Consider the following 17,163-nt stretch of genomic DNA (forward strand, 5'->3'; position numbering starts at 1 on the left):
AGAGGGGGTGCTGTATGAGCGAGGTCAATGTTAAGATAAAGGGTTGGTGCAAGAATTACCCCGGCGATAGGCCTCCAAGGTTCTTAAGGGCCTTTTTGCTGCTGTTTTTGGCAGAGGGTGAGGCTCACGGTTATGAACTTATTGAAAAACTGAAGGAGATGGGTGTAAAATACGAGACGCACGAGTTTGGTTATGTTTACAAGACATTGAGGAATATGGAAAAGGAGGGGTTGCTTAGCTCAAGGTGGAATGTCAAGGAGAAGGGTGCGGCAAAGAGGATTTACAGAATTACCGATAAGGGCATGTCAAATTTAGATGAATGGGCGAGGGTGCTGGCCAATATAAAGGAGAGCATAAACAGCTTTCTTAGGGCTTACAATAAGATAAAAGAGGAAAAAGACGGATAATGTATAGGCTCAGCGTTGATTCCCTAAAGCCCGGCATGGTGTTGGGCAGGGCCATAATCAGCGATAGCGGAACGGTGCTCCTTAATAGAGGGGTTAAGCTTACCCAATTTTACATAGATCAGCTTAAGAAGTTGGGCTATGATACGGTTTTCATTGAAGATGCAGACACATCGGACATCGTTGTTGAGGACGACATCAACGAAAAAACCCGCAGAAAGGCCATACAGCATATCAGGGCGCTCTTCAGCGTGCCTGTCAGCGAGATGAAGGGTCTTAAAAAGACCACGGTCAGCGAGATTAAGAGGGAGATAGAGAGGGGCAGAATCAAGGATAAGCTGGTTAATTCAAGACTAACCAAAAACATCGCAGCCGTCTCTTATCAGATTGTGGATGAGGTTTTGGATAACAAGATGTTGAGTGGCCTTGTTAGCTTTAAAAGGCATAGCGATTTTACATACAAGCACTGCGTCGATGTTACCGTTCTGTCGGTGGCCATAGCAGATAAGTTTCTCTATGATAAGAATAAGTTGGTTGAACTTGCCAAAGGCACGCTTTTGCATGATATCGGCAGGGTGTTGATAAACAAGAGCCTGTATGAGGAGCCCAGAAAGCTCACAAAAGAGGAGTTTGAATTAATAAAGACCCATCCCACACTGGGTTATATAACATTGAAGGATATAGCAGAAATAGGCATTATTGCTGCCCATATAGTCTATCAGCACCACGAACAACAAAACGGTCAGGGATATCCGAGGGGCTTAAAGGGTGATAATACCATGCCCCTGCCCAAGAAGGAGATAAAGAAGGGCTATATAATGCCCCTTGCAGAGATTGTCTATGCGGCCAATGTGTATGATGCCTTGGTTTCGCCGAGGGCTTATAGGAGCGCTTATACGCCGGATCAGGCGTTCTTTATTATGAAGAGGATGGCAGGCACCCACATAAACAAGGAAGTTTTAAAGATGATGTTCGACATTATACCGGCATATCCCCTTGGCACGACGGTTATCATATCGACCGGCAGGTTTAAGAATTATATAGGAGTTGTTTCAAAGATAAACGAAGACAATCTATCAAGGCCGGTAATCAGGGTGCTGTTTAACGATAGACGCAAGAGAATAGAACCCTTTGAGATAGATCTGTCTGCCAATCCGCATATCAACATAAGCGGTATAATTATTTAGAGCTTCTTTTCCGCTTTTATTATACCGATGGATAATACGACGATAATGATGATGCCAATTACCAGCGATAGGGGTATGGAGTGTATGCTTGGGCCTGTTCTGAATGCCAGCAGTATGGATACGCCTATGATGATGGAACTGATGATGAGGCTTATGCCAATTTGCCTTGCCACATATCTGAATGTATCGATCATTCGAGGGAATTCATCCACACCGACCTCAACCCTTAAGGAGCCCTTCTGGAGTGTGTCTATGAGGTGTTTGGTTGTTGATGGGAGCTTCTTTGCCGCCAGTATGTAATCGGGGCTGGGCTTTAGAAGAATGCTCAGGATTCGGATGGGTGAGTAGAACTTCTTTGCAAACCGCTTGAAATACGGGGCTGCTATCTCTGTGAAGTTGAAATCGGGGTTGAAATCCCTGCCGACACCGTCTGCTATGATTATGGCCCTCAATAGCCTTGATGAGCTCCTCTTTATCAATATGTCGTGTTTCCTTAATATGGAGAAGATCTCCCTCAGCATTCTCGATAGATTCATCCTCTTAAGCGGCAGGGAGTGATACATCTCTATGAGCTCATCTATGTCGTTTTTTAGCTCCTCCTGGTTTGTGTTTTGCCTTGAGCTTGTGAAGTTGTCGATCGAGTATATTATCCTGTCTGCGTCTTTTTCTATGAAGCCTGAGATCATCTCAATGAGCGACATCCTGTCGTCGTCGTTGATTTTACCCACCATGCCGTAATCGATATAACATATCCTTCCATCCTCCATTATTATTATGTTGCCCGGGTGTGGATCTGCATGGAATAGCCCTACATCGAATATCTGATACCAGAAGACCTTTGCCCCCTTTACGGCTAAATCCTTAAGGTCAAAGCCTTTTTCTTCCAATAGCTTCTTGTTTGTTGCTTTATAGCCGAATATGTATTCCATGGTGATGATCTTTTGTGTTGTATATTCCCAGTAAACCTTGGGCACATACACATAATCGAACCGTGAGAAGTTCTTTTTGAAGACCTCTATGTAATGCGCCTCCACTTCGTAATCCATCTCCCTGTGTATGGTCTTATCGAACTCATCGATCAATGGCATTATATCGAAGTGGAAGAATTGTTTTATCCGTTTGGATATGAGCAGGCCCAGTTGCCTTAGAAGGAACATGTCGGATGAAATTATCTCCTCGATATTTGGCCTTTGTATCTTTACGGCCACATATTCGCCGTTTTTGAGTCTTGCTTTATGAACCTGTCCCAATGATGCGCTGGCCTCAGGTTTTTCGTCGAATTCGTCGAATATATCATCTATGCTTTTGCCTAATTGTGATTCTATTATGGATTTTACCTCTTCAAATCCGAAGGGCTCAACATCATCCTGGAGTTTTTTTAACTCCTCTATGAACGATAGGGGAAGTATGCCCTCCTGTGTGCTCATCAATTGGCCGAACTTTACGAATGTTGGCCCCAGATCCTCAAGGAGCTTTCTAAACCTCTGTGCGACGGTCTGCTCGTCGATCTTCTTTGTCTTTTTAAGGTGTGTCCATTCAAGCAGCTCGGATAGTCCGTATTTGGCAAGAATAAAGCCTATCTGATTGAGTCTCTTTAGGCCTCTAATGGCCGTTTTTCTTCTAATCATCCCCAGCGCTTAGTTAGGTTGTTTTCTATATTTAAATGATCCAGCACCCTGCTGATGACGAAGTTTACCATATCCTCTATTGTTTGTGGTTTATGGTAAAACGCAGGGCAGGGCGGCATGATCACGGCCCCCATCCTTGATAATTTTAGCATGTTCTCCAAATGTATGGCAGATAGTGGCATCTCACGCACAAGGAGTAATAGCTTTCTTTTTTCCTTTAAACTGACATCGGCACATCGGCTGATAAGGTTATCGGCATACCCGTTTGCTATAGCCGAGAGGGTTTTTACGCTGCAGGGGGTAATTATGCAGGCGTCTAACTTGTAAGAGCCGCTGGCTATGGGTGATGTAAAGTCGTTCTCCTCAAACAATCGCACAGAAAACCCCTTTATGAAATCATCAAATCCGATGCCTATCTCCTGCTTGAATATAAACCTTGCGTTCTTTGATATAACCAAGAACAGCTCATGGTCGTCAGATAACTCCTCTATCAATCTTTTTGCGTATATCGCACCGCTTGCCCCGCTTATTCCAATGGCTATCCTCATTGCACGAGCACTTCCTTGTTTCCTATGATCTTTGCCGGCAACACCCTTTTTGAACTAATATACATTATGGGTATGATGTCGCCGTTGTATCCCCCTTTTAGGGCTTTTGCTATCGTTCTGATTACTATGTTGCCCGATACAACCTCCACCTTTACTATATCACCCAACCTGACCGGTTTAAATCGCTTTGTGTTGGATAGCGTGAACGGAGAGCCCTTCTTTATAAACGATGTGGTTATACGGCCTGTGATGGATGAACTGCTGAGTATGAATGTAGGCAGAATGCGTTTGACCTTTTTGAATGTTATATCCCCCTGGCTTATCCTTTCGCCCAACGGTATATCCCTGCTTGCGACGGGAATGAGCCTTTCTCTTCTGTTGGATTTTGCCGTTATGGTTAGTGTTTTGTATATCTTGTTGTTTTTGATTAATGCTATCTTATAAAGGCGCAGGTTGCCACTTGATGAGGTGGATAGCAGCTTTAGTTTATAGGGATAGAACTTAAACCTTATAGGAAGGGCCGTAATGAATACAATGTCTCTGTCTTTTATGAGATCGATGAGTTTCTCTTGAGTAAGCAGATAGGGTTTTGATATTACCTTTACGGTGTCTGACCCGCACAGTTTTAGGTTTATACCCCTTCTTTTTAGTATGGATTCAATGTATCTGCGTGTTAGGGTTATGGAGTTGTTTACATAGGGCGAGGGGCATAGTATTAGATTGGCATACTTAGAGGGATAGCTTTTGGCTATATCCGAAAGCCTGACCTGCTCTTTTGATACGGTTGCACTTTTCTTTAGAACGACATCACAGGCCTGGCTTAAGCCTGATAGCAGAAGTATCAGGCTAACGCTTAACATTATTAGCTGTTTGAAGCATCTCATCGGATGTCTGTATAGCCTTTGCATTGGTTTCATAAGCCCTCTGAGCAGCTATCATTTCAACCATCTCTTGGACTACGCTTACATTACTCATCTCAAGCACACCCTGCTCAAGCGTGCCAAGACCGTTAGAACCCGGATTTCCTATTGTTGCCGTTCCTGAGGCTGTCGTTTCCTGATAGAGGTTGTGTCCTATGGCTTTTAAGCCGGCTGGATTTACAAAGTAAGCCAGCTGTATTTGGCCTATCTGGGTTGGCGTCTGCTGACCTGCCTCCAAAACCGAAACGGTTCCGTCGTTTCCTATGTTTATGGCGACCGTGTCGTTGGGTATGGTAATCTGAGGCACAAGCGGATAACCCTCGCTGTTTACTATTCGTCCATTGTTGTCTATCTTGAATGCACCGCTCCTTGTGTATGCCGTTGTTCCGTCTGGCATCTGGATCTGGAAGAATCCATGTCCTGCTATGGCCACATCTAAGGGGTTGCCTGTCTCTTTGAAGTTTCCCTGGGAGAAGTTCTTAACGACAGCAGCAGGCTTTACACCCAGGCCTATCTGTATGCCTGTTGGCTCCACTGTGTTGGCCGTCGATGAAACACCGGGTTGTCTTACCATCTGATAGAGCAGATCCTCAAAATCTGCCCTGCTTCGTTTGAATCCCACCGTATTTACATTTGCTAAGTTGTTGGCTATGGTATCGACATTGAGCTGCTGGGCCTCCATTCCCGTTGCAGCCGTCCATAGGGATCTAATCATCGCTTACCTCCAAATTATCCCACCTTGCTCAGGTTTCTTGTAATATCCGATAACAGTTCGTTGCCCAATGAGTCTATGATTTTCTGGTATCTTTCGAAATTCCTTTGAGATTCGATCAGATTTACCATTTCTTTTACTATGCTTACATTGCTTAATTCTAAATAGCCCTCTTTGAGGTATGTATTGGGGGCTGGTATGGGCGTTTCGCCGTTTATGGGAATAAACATGCTGTTTGGTGCCTTTTTGAGGTTTGCATAGTTGTTGAAGTCCCTTATTGCTATCTTATCCAGCTTGACTCCGTCTGAATAAACCTCACCGTCGCTTCTTATAATCAAGCTTTTGCCTGTTATTTTTATGGGTTTGTTGGTTCTAAAGTAATCCTCGCCCACAACCGGATACCCAGTGCCCCTTTGAACCAAAATACCGTCTTTGTTGATTTCGAACTGTCCATTTCTTGTATATTGAATACCGTTGGGGGTTAGGATTAGAAAGAACCCCTTTCCCTCCAAAGCGAAATCGAGCTTGTTTCCTGTGTGTCTTAAAGGCCCCGATGAGAAGTCTATGTAATCGACATCTAAATGTGGTATGGAGTTTTTCGTCTCGTTAATGAAATCGGCTGCGGCTTTTGTATTGGGTGGTATCGGCAGGGATGCATTTGCAAGCCCCCAGATCCTTGACCAGCTCTTTACATTGATGCCTTCTTTCTTAAAGCCCGGTGTGTTCAGGTTGGCGATGTTGTTTGTTATGTTATTAACCCGCTGCATCTCAATCACCATGCCACCGGCAGCAGTGTAAACCCCACTGAACATAACTCCACCTCCTTGTAGCTGTTTATAGCAAAGTATGTTCCAATCAGGGTTGCAGTATGGACGATCTGATATTCTAAATGGAAGGATCTTTAATTAGCAGAGGATTCTAACCCCCATCCCTTTTTTGCACCTCGCAAGTGCAAAAAAGGGGCATTCTAAAATCCCATCTTCCCATCCTCCCATCCACTCATCTACTCATCTACTTTTTCAACTTCCCACTGACTAATATTCCTCTCTCTTGAGTCAAACACCATCCCAATGAGGTATATCTCTTTGTTCTCATCCAAGTATTTCTCATAGTATCTTCTCTCTTTTATCTGCTTTATCGGTTTGTCTTTCTCTTGATCCACTTTGAACTCTAAGATGAGGATCTTATCCTTCATCTTAACTGTTAAATCAATCCTTCCCTTGTTTGTTATATCCTCAGGTATCACATCATAGCCCAAAGCCATTAGGTAGACAAAGATAACACTGCTATAGTATCCCTCATACCTGGATATGATGTTGTTTGCATAGTTCTGATAGGGAATGGTTGCAAAGATGGTCTTTAGGTGGTTGATGAAGGAGGGAAAGTCGTTGGTCTTTAGGGCCTCATAGAGGTTGTCCTCGTATCTGTACATCTCCTGTCTCTGGTTTGTGAGGTAGAGTATAAAAAGTTCATTCAGGGAGTATTGGATCTCTAAGTTTGGTATCTTAAGCTTATACTTTAGTCTTCCTCTTTCGTCCGTTATCCTCTCATCTATCGTCAAATACCCCGTCTGCCACAGGAGTGCCCTAAAGTCAATGTATTCCACATCAAAGGCCTCTAATGCCTCTTCTGATATGAGTGCATTCTCAATCTCTGGTATGTAGTGGTTTTCTTCCTTTAGCTTCTCTATCAAGAAAGATGGGTTTCCTGTCTGCCACCAGTAGTTTCTAAACTCATGGTTTTTGGAAAGAAAGAGCAGTATGTCAAATGGGTTGTATAGTGGTTTGCCAAAGTAGTTGTAGCCGTTATACCATCTCTTGACCAACTCTAAGTCTATTCCCTCTATTCTGTCTTTGAAGACAGTCAACAGGTCATCATGTGTATAGCCGCAGATTTCTGCATAGTTCTCATCAATTGTAATATCCTCTAAGTTATTCAAACCACTGAATAGGTTGAGCTTTGAGAACTTGCTTACTCCAGTGATAAAGACAAACCTGATGTATCTGTCGCTGTCCTTTATCACAGAGTAGAAGTTCTTTAGTATGTTTCTTGCCCTTTTTGCCATATCCTTGTTTGTGATGTTGTCAAGGATGGGTTTGTCGTATTCGTCTATGAGGATGGCGACATTTTCGTTGTATTTTTTATAAGACTCCTTAATCAATGTGGCAAAACACTCCTCGTTGGATAGATCACCGCAGTCAATCCCTAAGTCTTCCTGGTTTTCCTTTAAAACCCATTTTAGTCTTTTATGGATTCGATTCTCATCCAAAGAGTAATCCCCACTGCCAAATGATATCCTTATGACAGGGTGGGGTTTGAAGTCATACTTGTCATAGATGTATAGCCCTTTGAATAGTTCCTTGTGCCCTAAGAATATCTCTGCCAATGTGTCAAGGAAGAGTGATTTGCCGAAGCGTCTGGGGCGTGAGAGGAAGTAGTATCCACCGCCCTGCAAGAGTTTTAATGCAAAGTGGGTTTTATCCACATAGTAGCAGTTTTCCTCTATGATCTTGCTAAAGGTCTGGATGCCTATTGGGAGTTTTTTCATGGTGCCTCCTTGTTTTACTGCTCTATCAGTTCAACCCTTCTGTTTTTGGCCCTTCCTTCTTCTGTTTTATTTGTGGACACTGGAGCCAATGGCCCGACGCCAAAGGCCTTTAGCCTGCTTGGGTCTATGTTGTATTTGTTGATTAGCTCATCAACGACGGCCTTTGCCCTTCTTTTCGATAATTCCATGTTGTAGTTCAAATTCCCAATGTTATCTGTGTGTCCAACAACATACAGTTTCAAAGACGGGTTTTCCTTTAAGAGCTTGGCGATTTCCTTAATGGTGGGCTCTGAGGATGGTTTCAGGGTTGCTTTATTGAAGTCAAAGTATATGCCATAGATGGGTATGTGGCCGTTTGCCTCTATCTGTCTTTTCATTGTTTTTGCATCTATTATTCTGACAAGGCCCGTTTCCATCTGTTTTGGTTTGATTACGGCTATTGCTGCCTTGCCCGGTCGCCCCCTGTATCCCTCACCGACATACACCATTACATACTCGCTTTTGTCTTTGGATTGTGCCGATATATAGAAGTGATCCCTGTCGTTTTCGCTGCCAAAGCCGTTTATATCGGGAAACCCGCAATCCTTCTCAATGAAGTATCGAATCTGCTTGGTTCTGAGTTGGGCAAGGATTTGGAAATCGGCCCTTTTTATGGCCATCTCAAAGTTTTTATACACCTCTAACGCCGTCCTGTTTTGCGGCAGTCTATAGACGAATCTTTCTATTTTTCCATCTATTGTTTCCTTTGAGCAATCGTTTGGTCTTTTGCATTTGGCATTGTTAGACTTTAGAATCGCTATCTCATCAAAGTTTTTCTTTGTGTGGTATATGAGTTTTGAGCCGGGAAACTGACTAAAGATAAGCTCAGCCCTAACTGTTAAGGATAACACCATCACAATGGCAACGGCAACCTTTATCCACCTCATCTTATCCCCCTTTATAAAAACAGCTTATACACAAAGAAACAGTAAAAAACCAAAAGGGCTGCCCCAACCCACCTCGATGTCTCCTTATTTTGCACTATGAAACCCAACAATATGCTCGATGCAATCATAAACGGTATGCCGTATTCGGCTGTCGATGCGTCTAATTTTAGTGATCCAAACAACGATGCAAGACCAACAACCCCGAATGCGTTGAATATATTTGAGCCTATAACATTACCTATGGCAATCTCCAATTTGCCCTTTCTTGCCGCGGTTGCGCTCACCAACAACTCCGGCAGGCTCGTTCCTAAGGCTATAACCGTCGATGCGATAACGCCTGTGCTTATGTTTAGTATTTTTGAGATCTCTATTACGCTCTTTATTGTGTATTTTGACCCAAAATTCAGCAAAATCAAGCTGATTATGAGTATAATCGGCTCTTTTGGTGTAAGTTTTTTGCTCTCTTCTTCTATGTCTATCTTTTTGGAGCTTGTTGCATAGAGTATGTATATAAACAGCGCAAGGAGGGAGAATACCCCTTCTGTAAACCCAAAATTGGAATTCTTGAATGCAAGATAGATGAAGAATGCGCTTAATATTAGTATAGGAAGGTCAACCAAGGCGGCGTTGTGTTTTAGCGTTTTGTTTTTTGTGAATAGGATTGAAACACCCAATACAAGCAGTATGTTGGTTATGTTTGAACCCACAACATCTGCAATAACTATCTCTGAATGCTTCTGTAAAACGGCCGCTATGCTTGTAACCAGCTCAGGCAGACTTGTGCCTATGGATAGAATTACAGCGCCAACTATAAAGGGCGATAGTCCAAAAAACAGGCCAACCCTTTCTGCCGATTCTGTGAAATAGTCTGCGGATTTAACAACCACAAATAGGGAGATGATAAAGATAACGGTCTGTTCGGCTAACATGGCTGCCATTTTACCATTCAAAGTTAAACTTGACAACTTATAAGAAATAATATATTGAATATGTGCTCATCTGCCGAGGTGGTGGAATAGGTAGACACGCCATCTTGAGGGGGTGGTGGGAGCAATCCCGTGCGGGTTCAAATCCCGCCCTCGGCACCATTTTTCCCCTTTTATTTTCTAAAGATAAAAAGTTGGTGTGAATATTTATTTTTATTCGATTATTCTTTTCCCAAATTGTAATTTTTTTCCTTGATAAAAAATTATCTTTGATGTATATTCTTAACCGAAGCTTTTAGGAGGTGGAAAGATGGCTTGCGAGAAAGAGATTAAGGCAATCGAAGAAAAGCAAGAAGAAAAAATTGAGATTGAGGAGGTAGAAAAGATGGAAAGGACACAGGCAGGCGTATTGGTAATGAGGAAGGTTCCAGAGTTTGAGATGGATGCCTATGATGCAAAAACAGGAAAATATGTAAGGGTATCGAGCGAGGATTATAAAGGCAAGTGGCTGGTTGTTTGCTTCTATCCGGCCGATTTTACATTCGTATGCCCAACAGAGATCGCTGCAATGAACGCAAAATACGATGAGTTACAGAAGATGGGTGTTGAGGTTTTGGCCGTATCCACAGATACAAAGTTCTCCCACAAGAGGTTTGCTGAGACAGAGCCGCTGTTGAAGGATCTAAAACTGACAATAGGCGCAGATCCAACCGGTGAGGTATCAAGGAAGTTTGGCGTATTGATAGAAGAGGAAGGACTGGCTTTAAGGGGCAGGTTCTTGATAAACCCAGACGGCGTTGTTGTTGCAGAAGAGGTTCAGGGCCCAAGCGTAGGCAGGAATGTCAATGAGTTTATAAGACAGATTCAGGCATGGCAGCATGTATATAAAACTGGAGAGGTTTGTCCGGCAAACTGGAGACCAGGCAAGAAAACGCTTCCGGTGAATACAGACATCGAGAAGATGACCGGTAGGGTAGGGGACTATGTAACGATTGAGGAACTCCTCTCATAAAGCCCAAATTTGCCCACCTTTTCCCTGTGCGGGGGCAGCATTAAGCTGTCCCCGTATTTTTTTATTGAATAATATATAAATTGTTGATATAAGTTTAAAAAAAGCAGGGGTTTTTCTATGTTTGGTTTAGTTTTACTAATTGTCGTTTTATCGATACTCCTTTTGGTTGTTTACTATTACAACAGATTTGTAAAGCTGAAGAACCAGATAGACAATGCATGGAGCGACATCGATGTTCAACTAAAGAGGAGATACGACCTCATACCCAATTTAGTTGAAACGGTAAAGGGTTATGCAAAGCATGAGAAGGAGACATTGGAAAATGTCATAAAGGCCAGGAATATGGCCATGAATGCAAAGAGTGTTCAGGAGAAGGCAGAGGGCGAGAATATGTTGACCAATGCCTTGAAGACCATCTTTGCTTTGGCTGAGAGCTATCCGGATCTAAAGGCCAATCAGAACTTCTTGGACCTTCAAAACACACTATCAAAGCTTGAGGATGATATACAGATGGCAAGGAGGTATTACAACGCCGTTGTCAGGGATTACAATGTTCTTTGTGAGTCGTTTCCCTCTGTTTTGATAGCAAAGCAGTTTGGCTTTACCAAGAGGGAGTTCTTTGAGATAGCAGAATCAGAGAGGGAGAATGTTAAGGTTAGCTTTTAGGCTGCTAATACTTCTTTTTCTTGCACTGCCTGGATACGCTAAATCCGAATCCTTCTATATAAAGGATTACCATTCCGATATTTACATAAACAAAAACGGCGTTGTGGATGTGGTTGAAACGATTAAGGTGTATTTTACAACCAAAAGGCACGGCATCATAAGGATCATACCTTACCGCTATAAAGTGGATAATTCCTTAAGCGGCAGAGGGGCTTTTGGAAGGGTTTATAAGATATCCATATTCAACATAAAGGTTGATGGGTTTGAGTATAGCGTTAGAAAAGCCGATGGAAATGTAAGAATACGGATAGGCTCCCCCGATAGGTATGTTAAGGGTGATGTGGTCTATAAGATTAGATTCAGTATGTTTGGCGTTATCAATAGGTTCTCAAAACACGATGAGTTTTATTACAATGTGATTGGCACTAAATGGCCTGTTAGGATTCTGAGGTCGTCCTTTAATCTAAATCTGCCAACAGAGCTTTCAAAGGATAAAATCAAATACAGGGTTTTTAGCGGACCGTTTGGCAGCAAGCATCAGGAGCCTGCCACCTATTTTGGCGGAACTGTCAGCTGCTATGTTGACCATCCCCTTGCTCCCCATAACGGCTTGACCGTCGTTGTTGCCTTCCCCAAAGGGTATATAGGCAGCGGTGGGCTGTGGTTGAGGCTTAAGCTGTTTATGTTGAATAATTCCATATTTGCCCTGCCGTTTTTTGTGTTTATAGCGCTCTTTGGCCTGTGGTATGTGGTGGGAAGGGATAGAAAGAGGCCTATAGCCGTTTACTATAAGCCACCTGAGGATATGACACCGGCTGAGGCCGGTATGCTTATAGATGATACGATAGACAACGATGATTTGATAGCCCTTATATTCTATTGGGCAAGCAAGGGTTATATAGAGATAGAGGAGGTTGAGAACAAGAAGGCCCTGTTTAGAAAAAGAGACCTTTTGCTTAGAAAACTCAAGGATTTACCTGAGACGGCAAAGGAGTTTGAGAAGATAATATTTTACGGGTTGTTTGATAACCGCGATGTTGTTAGGGTTAGCTCTTTGAGGAATGGGTTTTATCAAACGATGAACGATGCCAAATCCAGCCTGGATAGCTATATAAAGGAATTAAGGCTTTATGAGAAAGGCACAAGGAAGCTGGGTTTGATATTAAAGATGGTTGCTATGGGCTTTTTTGGTTTGTCTTTTGTCTTCTTTATTCAATTTGAGATGAAGTATTTTACAGCATTTGTCCTTACCGGCGTTATATTCTTTGTGTTTGGCAAGATCATGCCGAAAAAATCAAGCAAGGGCACGGATAGATACTTTGCCATCAGGGGCTTTAAGGAGTTTATGGAAAGGGCAGAAAAGGACCGCTTGAAGAGGTTGTTGGATGAGGACCCTGATTACTTTTACAATACGCTATCGTTTGCCATTGCATTCGGTGAACTAAAGAAGTGGGCGAGGAAATTTGATGATCTGGTTAGTCAGCCGCCCAATTGGTATAGAACAGACAGACACGGAGCATTCTCTGCATATACCTTTGCGACCATGATGGATAGGGATATAACCATGATGGGACAGACATTTACATCCCAGCCCTCATCCAGCGGATCATCTGCGGCCTCTGGCTCGAGCGGTTTCGGGGGTGGCGGATTCTCAGGCGGCGGCTTTGGTGGTGGTGGCGGCAGCAGTTGGTGATTATGCCATCAGTTTTTCTATAGCCGCTTTCCATTTTTGGGGATCCTTAACCAACCATCCTACTTCATCTGTTGCAGTTGAGATTGTGAGTATTTTTCTAAAGACCGTTTTGCCCAAAAACGATAGCCTCAATTGAACGGTTTTGATTTCCTTTACATTGATGAATATGTCCTTTTTAAAATCATACGGTCTGAAGATTAAAGCTTTTTCTGTCAATATGAGTTTGCCGTTTCCCCTTACCTGAAACAATCCCTTTGATTTAACCCCAAAGAGGTTTGCTTCAGCCTCCATTAAAAACACAGCTTGCCCCTTATGGGTTTTTTAAACTTAATCGGCTTTGTGGGGTTTCTCTTGCGCATCATGTATACCACGCCTTTCTTATTTGATGAGTCCTTCACAGTTTCTTGTCTGTATATGCGCATATCCTCATATCTGTCTATTGCGGCGATTTTATCCCTTCTTATTGAATAGCACTCTATTACAACCCTTCCTTTAAGATACGGTGGGCATCTCTCTGTAAGGTATGGGTATAGATGAAAACCCAGGCAGAAACGCCCCCTTGTTGTGCTCTTGCCGCAATATCTAACCTTTAATTTTACAAGCAGGGCGTTGTTTTTGTATCTGCTCTTTAGCGTCCCATACACAAACAGGCGCATATCATAACTGGTCTTCTCTAAGTTGCATATAGAACAGGGTGGTGGCTATTGGTGATAGTGTGCCTATTATCAGCGATGCTGCGGCAGGGCCTATAATCGGTATGAATTTTAAGATTATGGAGATGGGCAGTGATATGATAAACATGATCAATAAAAACACAATAACGCTGCCGAATTTTTGCTTTACCAGCTCATAGCTGCCCATGATGGCTTCCTTAACATCCTTATTTAGAAGCACAACCTCCTGCATGGAGAATAGCGTAAACAGGATTACGACTATGCCGGGTAATACAAATAGCACTATGCCTATAGCCGATGCTATACCGATAATCGTTGAAACCAAAAAGATAATACCAAGTTTGTTCATTACGATGTTGAAGCTTTCGGATAGGTTCAGTCTGTTGTATGCTTCATATTCGTATGCCATGTGTATAATAACGGAGTTGGCTATGAGCATTGCCGTGAATGAAAGCGCTATGCCTATAAATACTATAACAAACCCTATAGCCATTGATGTGTCCGTCTGGTTATACATAAAGCCTATACCAAGCAAGGCTAAAACCAAAGAGATAACCGCAGGCAACAGGGCAGGCACAAAGAATATAGGACGCTTAAACATCATTTCAAATGATTTGCCGATAATCTCCCACATACAAACACCCCCTTATATTCCCGAATTTTTCATTAACATTATATAAAAAGTTGATATAAATTCAAACAAAAGATTTCTATTGATAGCGCTCCAAGATCTCCTTCGGCAGTCTGATCTTCTCTGACTTTACCGAATCCATGATCTTGCTTAATGTCTCTTTTCTTCTGTCTGAGTATTTGTTTTTATACATATTGGCATCGGCCGTTGAGAAGAAGTCCTTTAGCGTGGAGAACTGGCCTTCCTGAACCGCATAACCGCATGATGCAGACAGAAAGACATCGTTATTTGCGTTGAATTCCTCTATCTGTTTGTTGACCCTTTCTATATACTTTAAGGCTCCACTTTCGCTGGTGTTTGGCATTATGATGGCAAACTCATCCCCGCCTATCCTGGCCACTATATCGCTTGCCCTCGCCTGAGAGCTCAATATCCTTGCCAGTGATTTTATTACATAATCCCCTTTCTGATGACCCATGGCATCGTTGATTATCTTTAGGCCGTTTAGGTCGTATATGATCAGGGTGAGCGGATAGTTTCTCCTGTTGAACAACCTCTTTGTCTCCTCCTCAAAGAACCGCCTGTTGTATAGGCCTGTCAGGGAGTCGTGGAAGGCCACATATTCCACCTCTTTCTCCTTTTTGTATCTCTCTGTTGTGTCATAGAAGGATACAACGAACAGCTGCTCCTTGTTTAGCTCTATAAAGCCAACGGACATATCCAGCCATTTTTCCTTATCGGTTTTGGTTATGATGCTTACATTGCAATTTTTACAGCCCTCTTTGCCCTCTGTCATAATCTTTATGTTGCCCTTTATTATGCCCCAGTTCTTTAGCCCCAAGACTGTGTATATATCCTCTAAATCGAAGTTATCGTCTATTTCAAGTATCCGCTTTGCCACCTCGTTTATATAAACCACCTTGCCGTCTGAGTTTAAGACCAGGACCCCTGCGTTTATGATGTTGATGAACTTTTTGAGTTTCTCCCTTTCTTCTTCTGTTTTCCTGTAAAGGAGGACACTGTCTGTTATGTCTTTTGCTATTGATACGCACTCATTCTCGTTTAGTGGATATGCGGTGCATGAGAAATACCTCTTCTGGCCATCCACCTCTATGTAATAGTCTGTTTCTATAATTGAGCCTGTGTTTAGCACATCCTCTATCTTCTGGGCTATATGGGGTATGTCTGAGAGTGCTTCCTGGATATTTTTGCCTACAATGCTTTCCCTGTTTGAGAAGTGCTCCTCAACACACCTGTTGGCATCCTTTACGATTAATTGTTTATCCCTCTTTTCATAGAGTATGAGACAGTCGGGCATGTATTTTACCAAGTTTTGATAACTCTTCAGAAGCCTTTTTACCCTTTGGGAGTATGTCTCTATCCGTGATGTTATGTTGTTTATCTGTTCGGCTATCTTTTCTATGTCCTTAATTTTTATGTTTTCGGTGTTTATCCTTTTTGATTCTGAATATGTGTTGAAGAAATTTTCAAGCGTGGATATGTCCCTTCGGATGGTTCTTGACAGTATTGCATAGAGCAACAGAAGTATGAGTATTACAACGGATGTGATTATGATGATAACGGTTATTTTCTTTGAAAGACTGTTTTTAAAGTCCTTTTCAACGATGTTTAGATAGGCCTTCTTGAGGTCTTTTAGATAATAACCCGTTCCTATGATCCAGTTATACGGCTTATAAAGAACCATATAGGATAGCTTTAGGCCGTATGCGTCGGAATTGGGTATCTTGTATTTGTATGTAAGCAGGGCATACCCTTTTTGTTTTAGTTCTTTTAGGAATATTTTTCTGAAGGGTTTGCCGTCTGGGTCTTTGTATTTATCCGATAGGCATTTGCCGATCATTTGTGGCTTGTTGGGATTTACTAAAGCGATGGCAAAACAGTCGCCGCCGTTTATGTTTAAGAGCTTAGAGACAAAGATATATCCGTGCCCCTCTCTGCCGTATCTATACCTGTTTAGGTATTCAAGGATTGCTTTGGTTGTCTTCTCTTTTAATGATTTTTCCGTATCAAGATATACCACATACCAGTTGAATGGCTTAAAGAGCCTGCCATAGCCTATCGATCTCTGGTTGTTGCATACGGCTTCTGTGTATCCTGTTTTGAAGGATAGGCCTTTGCAGTTTATGTTGCCGTATATCTTTTTTTTATCTTTGGAGTATACGACAAAGTTCCCCTCTAAGGATGAGTCGTGGTCTTTTAGTATTTTTATAAGCTCCCTTTTTATTATCTCATCAGGCTCTTTGTTTTTGTGGAATAGGTATAAAGACTCCATTATATTTGTTGTCAGGCCGGTTTGTTGCTTTAGATTCTCCTTGAATTTTACAAGGTTTTCTTCTCTTATGCTGTTTATATAGCTGATTATCGATTGAACCCTGTGCTTTAGGAGCTGTTTTTTGTCTTCCATGTATAGTTTTTGCATGATTTTGAAGTTTGATTTGATCTCTGAGTGTATGTCAAAAAACCACAAAACGCTCATAATGAGCGATGTGGTTATTATACTGGCAACTATGGTTGAGATTAGCAGCTTGGATAGGCTGATCTTCTTTTTCATATTCCCCCTTTCGTTTGTATATTTTACTGAAAAAGATACAAAAAAACAACTTCAAAGATAATAAATGTTTGTTAATGGTTTTGGTTGTAATTTATCAATATTGACCACTCTAATAT

At 42.2% G+C, this 17,163-nt stretch carries 17 protein-coding genes and 1 tRNA gene; 6 read left to right on the forward strand and 12 right to left on the reverse strand.

What is annotated here, in order from left to right; translation table 11 throughout:
* Positions 1-14: 14 nt before the first annotated feature.
* Together D891_RS0104160 and D891_RS0104165 are read left to right on the forward strand one after the other, a co-directional pair.
* Positions 15-407: a PadR family transcriptional regulator gene (locus tag D891_RS0104160; protein WP_025209774.1), complete on the forward strand. Its 393-nt coding sequence runs from the start codon at positions 15-17 to the stop codon at positions 405-407.
* Entirely contained in the window at positions 407-1,591 is a 1,185-nt protein-coding gene (locus tag D891_RS0104165; protein ID WP_025209775.1) for an HD-GYP domain-containing protein, read from the forward strand. Before D891_RS0104160 ends, D891_RS0104165 begins: the two co-directional genes overlap by 1 nt.
* On the opposite strand, the gene D891_RS0104170 is transcribed toward D891_RS0104165, so the two are convergent.
* The 8 genes from D891_RS0104170 to D891_RS0104205 form a co-directional block, all read right to left on the reverse strand.
* Entirely contained in the window at positions 1,588-3,219 is a 1,632-nt protein-coding gene (locus D891_RS0104170; RefSeq protein WP_025209776.1) for an ABC1 kinase family protein, read from the reverse strand. The two genes, D891_RS0104165 and D891_RS0104170, sit on opposite strands and share 4 nt — an antisense overlap.
* Positions 3,216-3,767, reverse strand: a complete 552-nt coding sequence (locus D891_RS0104175) for a UbiX family flavin prenyltransferase (RefSeq protein WP_025209777.1) — start codon at positions 3,765-3,767, stop codon at positions 3,216-3,218. The genes D891_RS0104170 and D891_RS0104175 overlap by 4 nt, the downstream gene beginning before the upstream one ends.
* Complete coding sequence (gene flgA / locus D891_RS0104180; RefSeq protein ID WP_084042311.1) at positions 3,764-4,684, reverse strand: flagellar basal body P-ring formation chaperone FlgA; 921 nt, start codon at positions 4,682-4,684, stop codon at positions 3,764-3,766. The genes D891_RS0104175 and flgA overlap by 4 nt, the downstream gene beginning before the upstream one ends.
* Positions 4,614-5,402 (reverse strand): flagellar basal-body rod protein FlgG, encoded by a 789-nt coding sequence (flgG, locus tag D891_RS0104185; protein WP_025209779.1) that lies wholly within the window; start codon positions 5,400-5,402, stop codon positions 4,614-4,616. The genes flgA and flgG overlap by 71 nt, the downstream gene beginning before the upstream one ends.
* A 14-nt stretch (positions 5,403-5,416) precedes the next feature.
* The gene (locus D891_RS0104190) at positions 5,417-6,211 is read right to left on the reverse strand and encodes a flagellar hook-basal body protein (protein ID WP_025209780.1); all 795 of its coding nucleotides are present in this window, start codon (positions 6,209-6,211) and stop codon (positions 5,417-5,419) included.
* Between the two features lie 191 nt (positions 6,212-6,402).
* The gene (locus D891_RS0104195; RefSeq protein ID WP_025209781.1) at positions 6,403-7,947 is read right to left on the reverse strand and encodes an ATP-binding protein; all 1,545 of its coding nucleotides are present in this window, start codon (positions 7,945-7,947) and stop codon (positions 6,403-6,405) included.
* A gap of 14 nt (positions 7,948-7,961) precedes the next feature.
* A complete protein-coding gene (locus D891_RS09465) occupies positions 7,962-8,873 on the reverse strand; it encodes an OmpA family protein (RefSeq protein ID WP_025209782.1) in 912 nt (303 codons plus the stop codon).
* 11 nt (positions 8,874-8,884) lie between these two features.
* Positions 8,885-9,811 carry a calcium/sodium antiporter gene (locus D891_RS0104205; RefSeq protein WP_025209783.1) on the reverse strand — a complete coding sequence of 309 codons (927 nt, stop codon included), beginning with the start codon at positions 9,809-9,811 and terminating at the stop codon, positions 8,885-8,887.
* 63 nt (positions 9,812-9,874) lie between these two features.
* Here D891_RS0104205 and D891_RS0104210 point away from each other — a divergent pair.
* The 4 genes from D891_RS0104210 (at position 9,875) to D891_RS0104225 (ending at position 13,170) form a co-directional block, all read left to right on the forward strand.
* Positions 9,875-9,961: transfer RNA gene (locus D891_RS0104210), tRNA-Leu, on the forward strand.
* Between the two features lie 277 nt (positions 9,962-10,238).
* The gene (locus tag D891_RS0104215; RefSeq protein ID WP_442905303.1) at positions 10,239-10,811 is read left to right on the forward strand and encodes a peroxiredoxin; all 573 of its coding nucleotides are present in this window, start codon (positions 10,239-10,241) and stop codon (positions 10,809-10,811) included.
* Between the two features lie 117 nt (positions 10,812-10,928).
* On the forward strand, positions 10,929-11,477 hold the full coding sequence (locus D891_RS0104220) for a LemA family protein (RefSeq protein ID WP_025209785.1): 549 nt from the start codon (positions 10,929-10,931) through the stop codon (positions 11,475-11,477).
* Positions 11,458-13,170, forward strand: a complete 1,713-nt coding sequence (locus tag D891_RS0104225) for a DUF2207 domain-containing protein (protein WP_025209786.1) — start codon at positions 11,458-11,460, stop codon at positions 13,168-13,170. Before D891_RS0104220 ends, D891_RS0104225 begins: the two co-directional genes overlap by 20 nt.
* Here the strand turns inward: D891_RS0104225 and D891_RS0104230 are convergent, their stop codons facing one another.
* The 4 genes from D891_RS0104230 to D891_RS09470 form a co-directional block, all read right to left on the reverse strand.
* Complete coding sequence (locus tag D891_RS0104230; protein ID WP_198014792.1) at positions 13,171-13,461, reverse strand: hypothetical protein; 291 nt, start codon at positions 13,459-13,461, stop codon at positions 13,171-13,173.
* On the reverse strand, positions 13,461-13,826 hold the full coding sequence (locus tag D891_RS0104235; protein ID WP_025209788.1) for a gamma-glutamylcyclotransferase family protein: 366 nt from the start codon (positions 13,824-13,826) through the stop codon (positions 13,461-13,463). The genes D891_RS0104230 and D891_RS0104235 overlap by 1 nt, the downstream gene beginning before the upstream one ends.
* 1 nt (position 13,827) lies before the next feature.
* Positions 13,828-14,478 (reverse strand): hypothetical protein, encoded by a 651-nt coding sequence (locus D891_RS0104240; protein ID WP_025209789.1) that lies wholly within the window; start codon positions 14,476-14,478, stop codon positions 13,828-13,830.
* A 76-nt stretch (positions 14,479-14,554) separates the two neighbouring features.
* A complete protein-coding gene (locus D891_RS09470; protein ID WP_025209790.1) occupies positions 14,555-17,047 on the reverse strand; it encodes a diguanylate cyclase in 2,493 nt (830 codons plus the stop codon).
* Between the last annotated feature and the right edge of the window lie 116 nt (positions 17,048-17,163).

The sequence above is a fragment of the Hippea sp. KM1 genome (assembly GCF_000526195.1).
GTDB lineage: Bacteria > Campylobacterota_A > Desulfurellia > Desulfurellales > Hippeaceae > Hippea.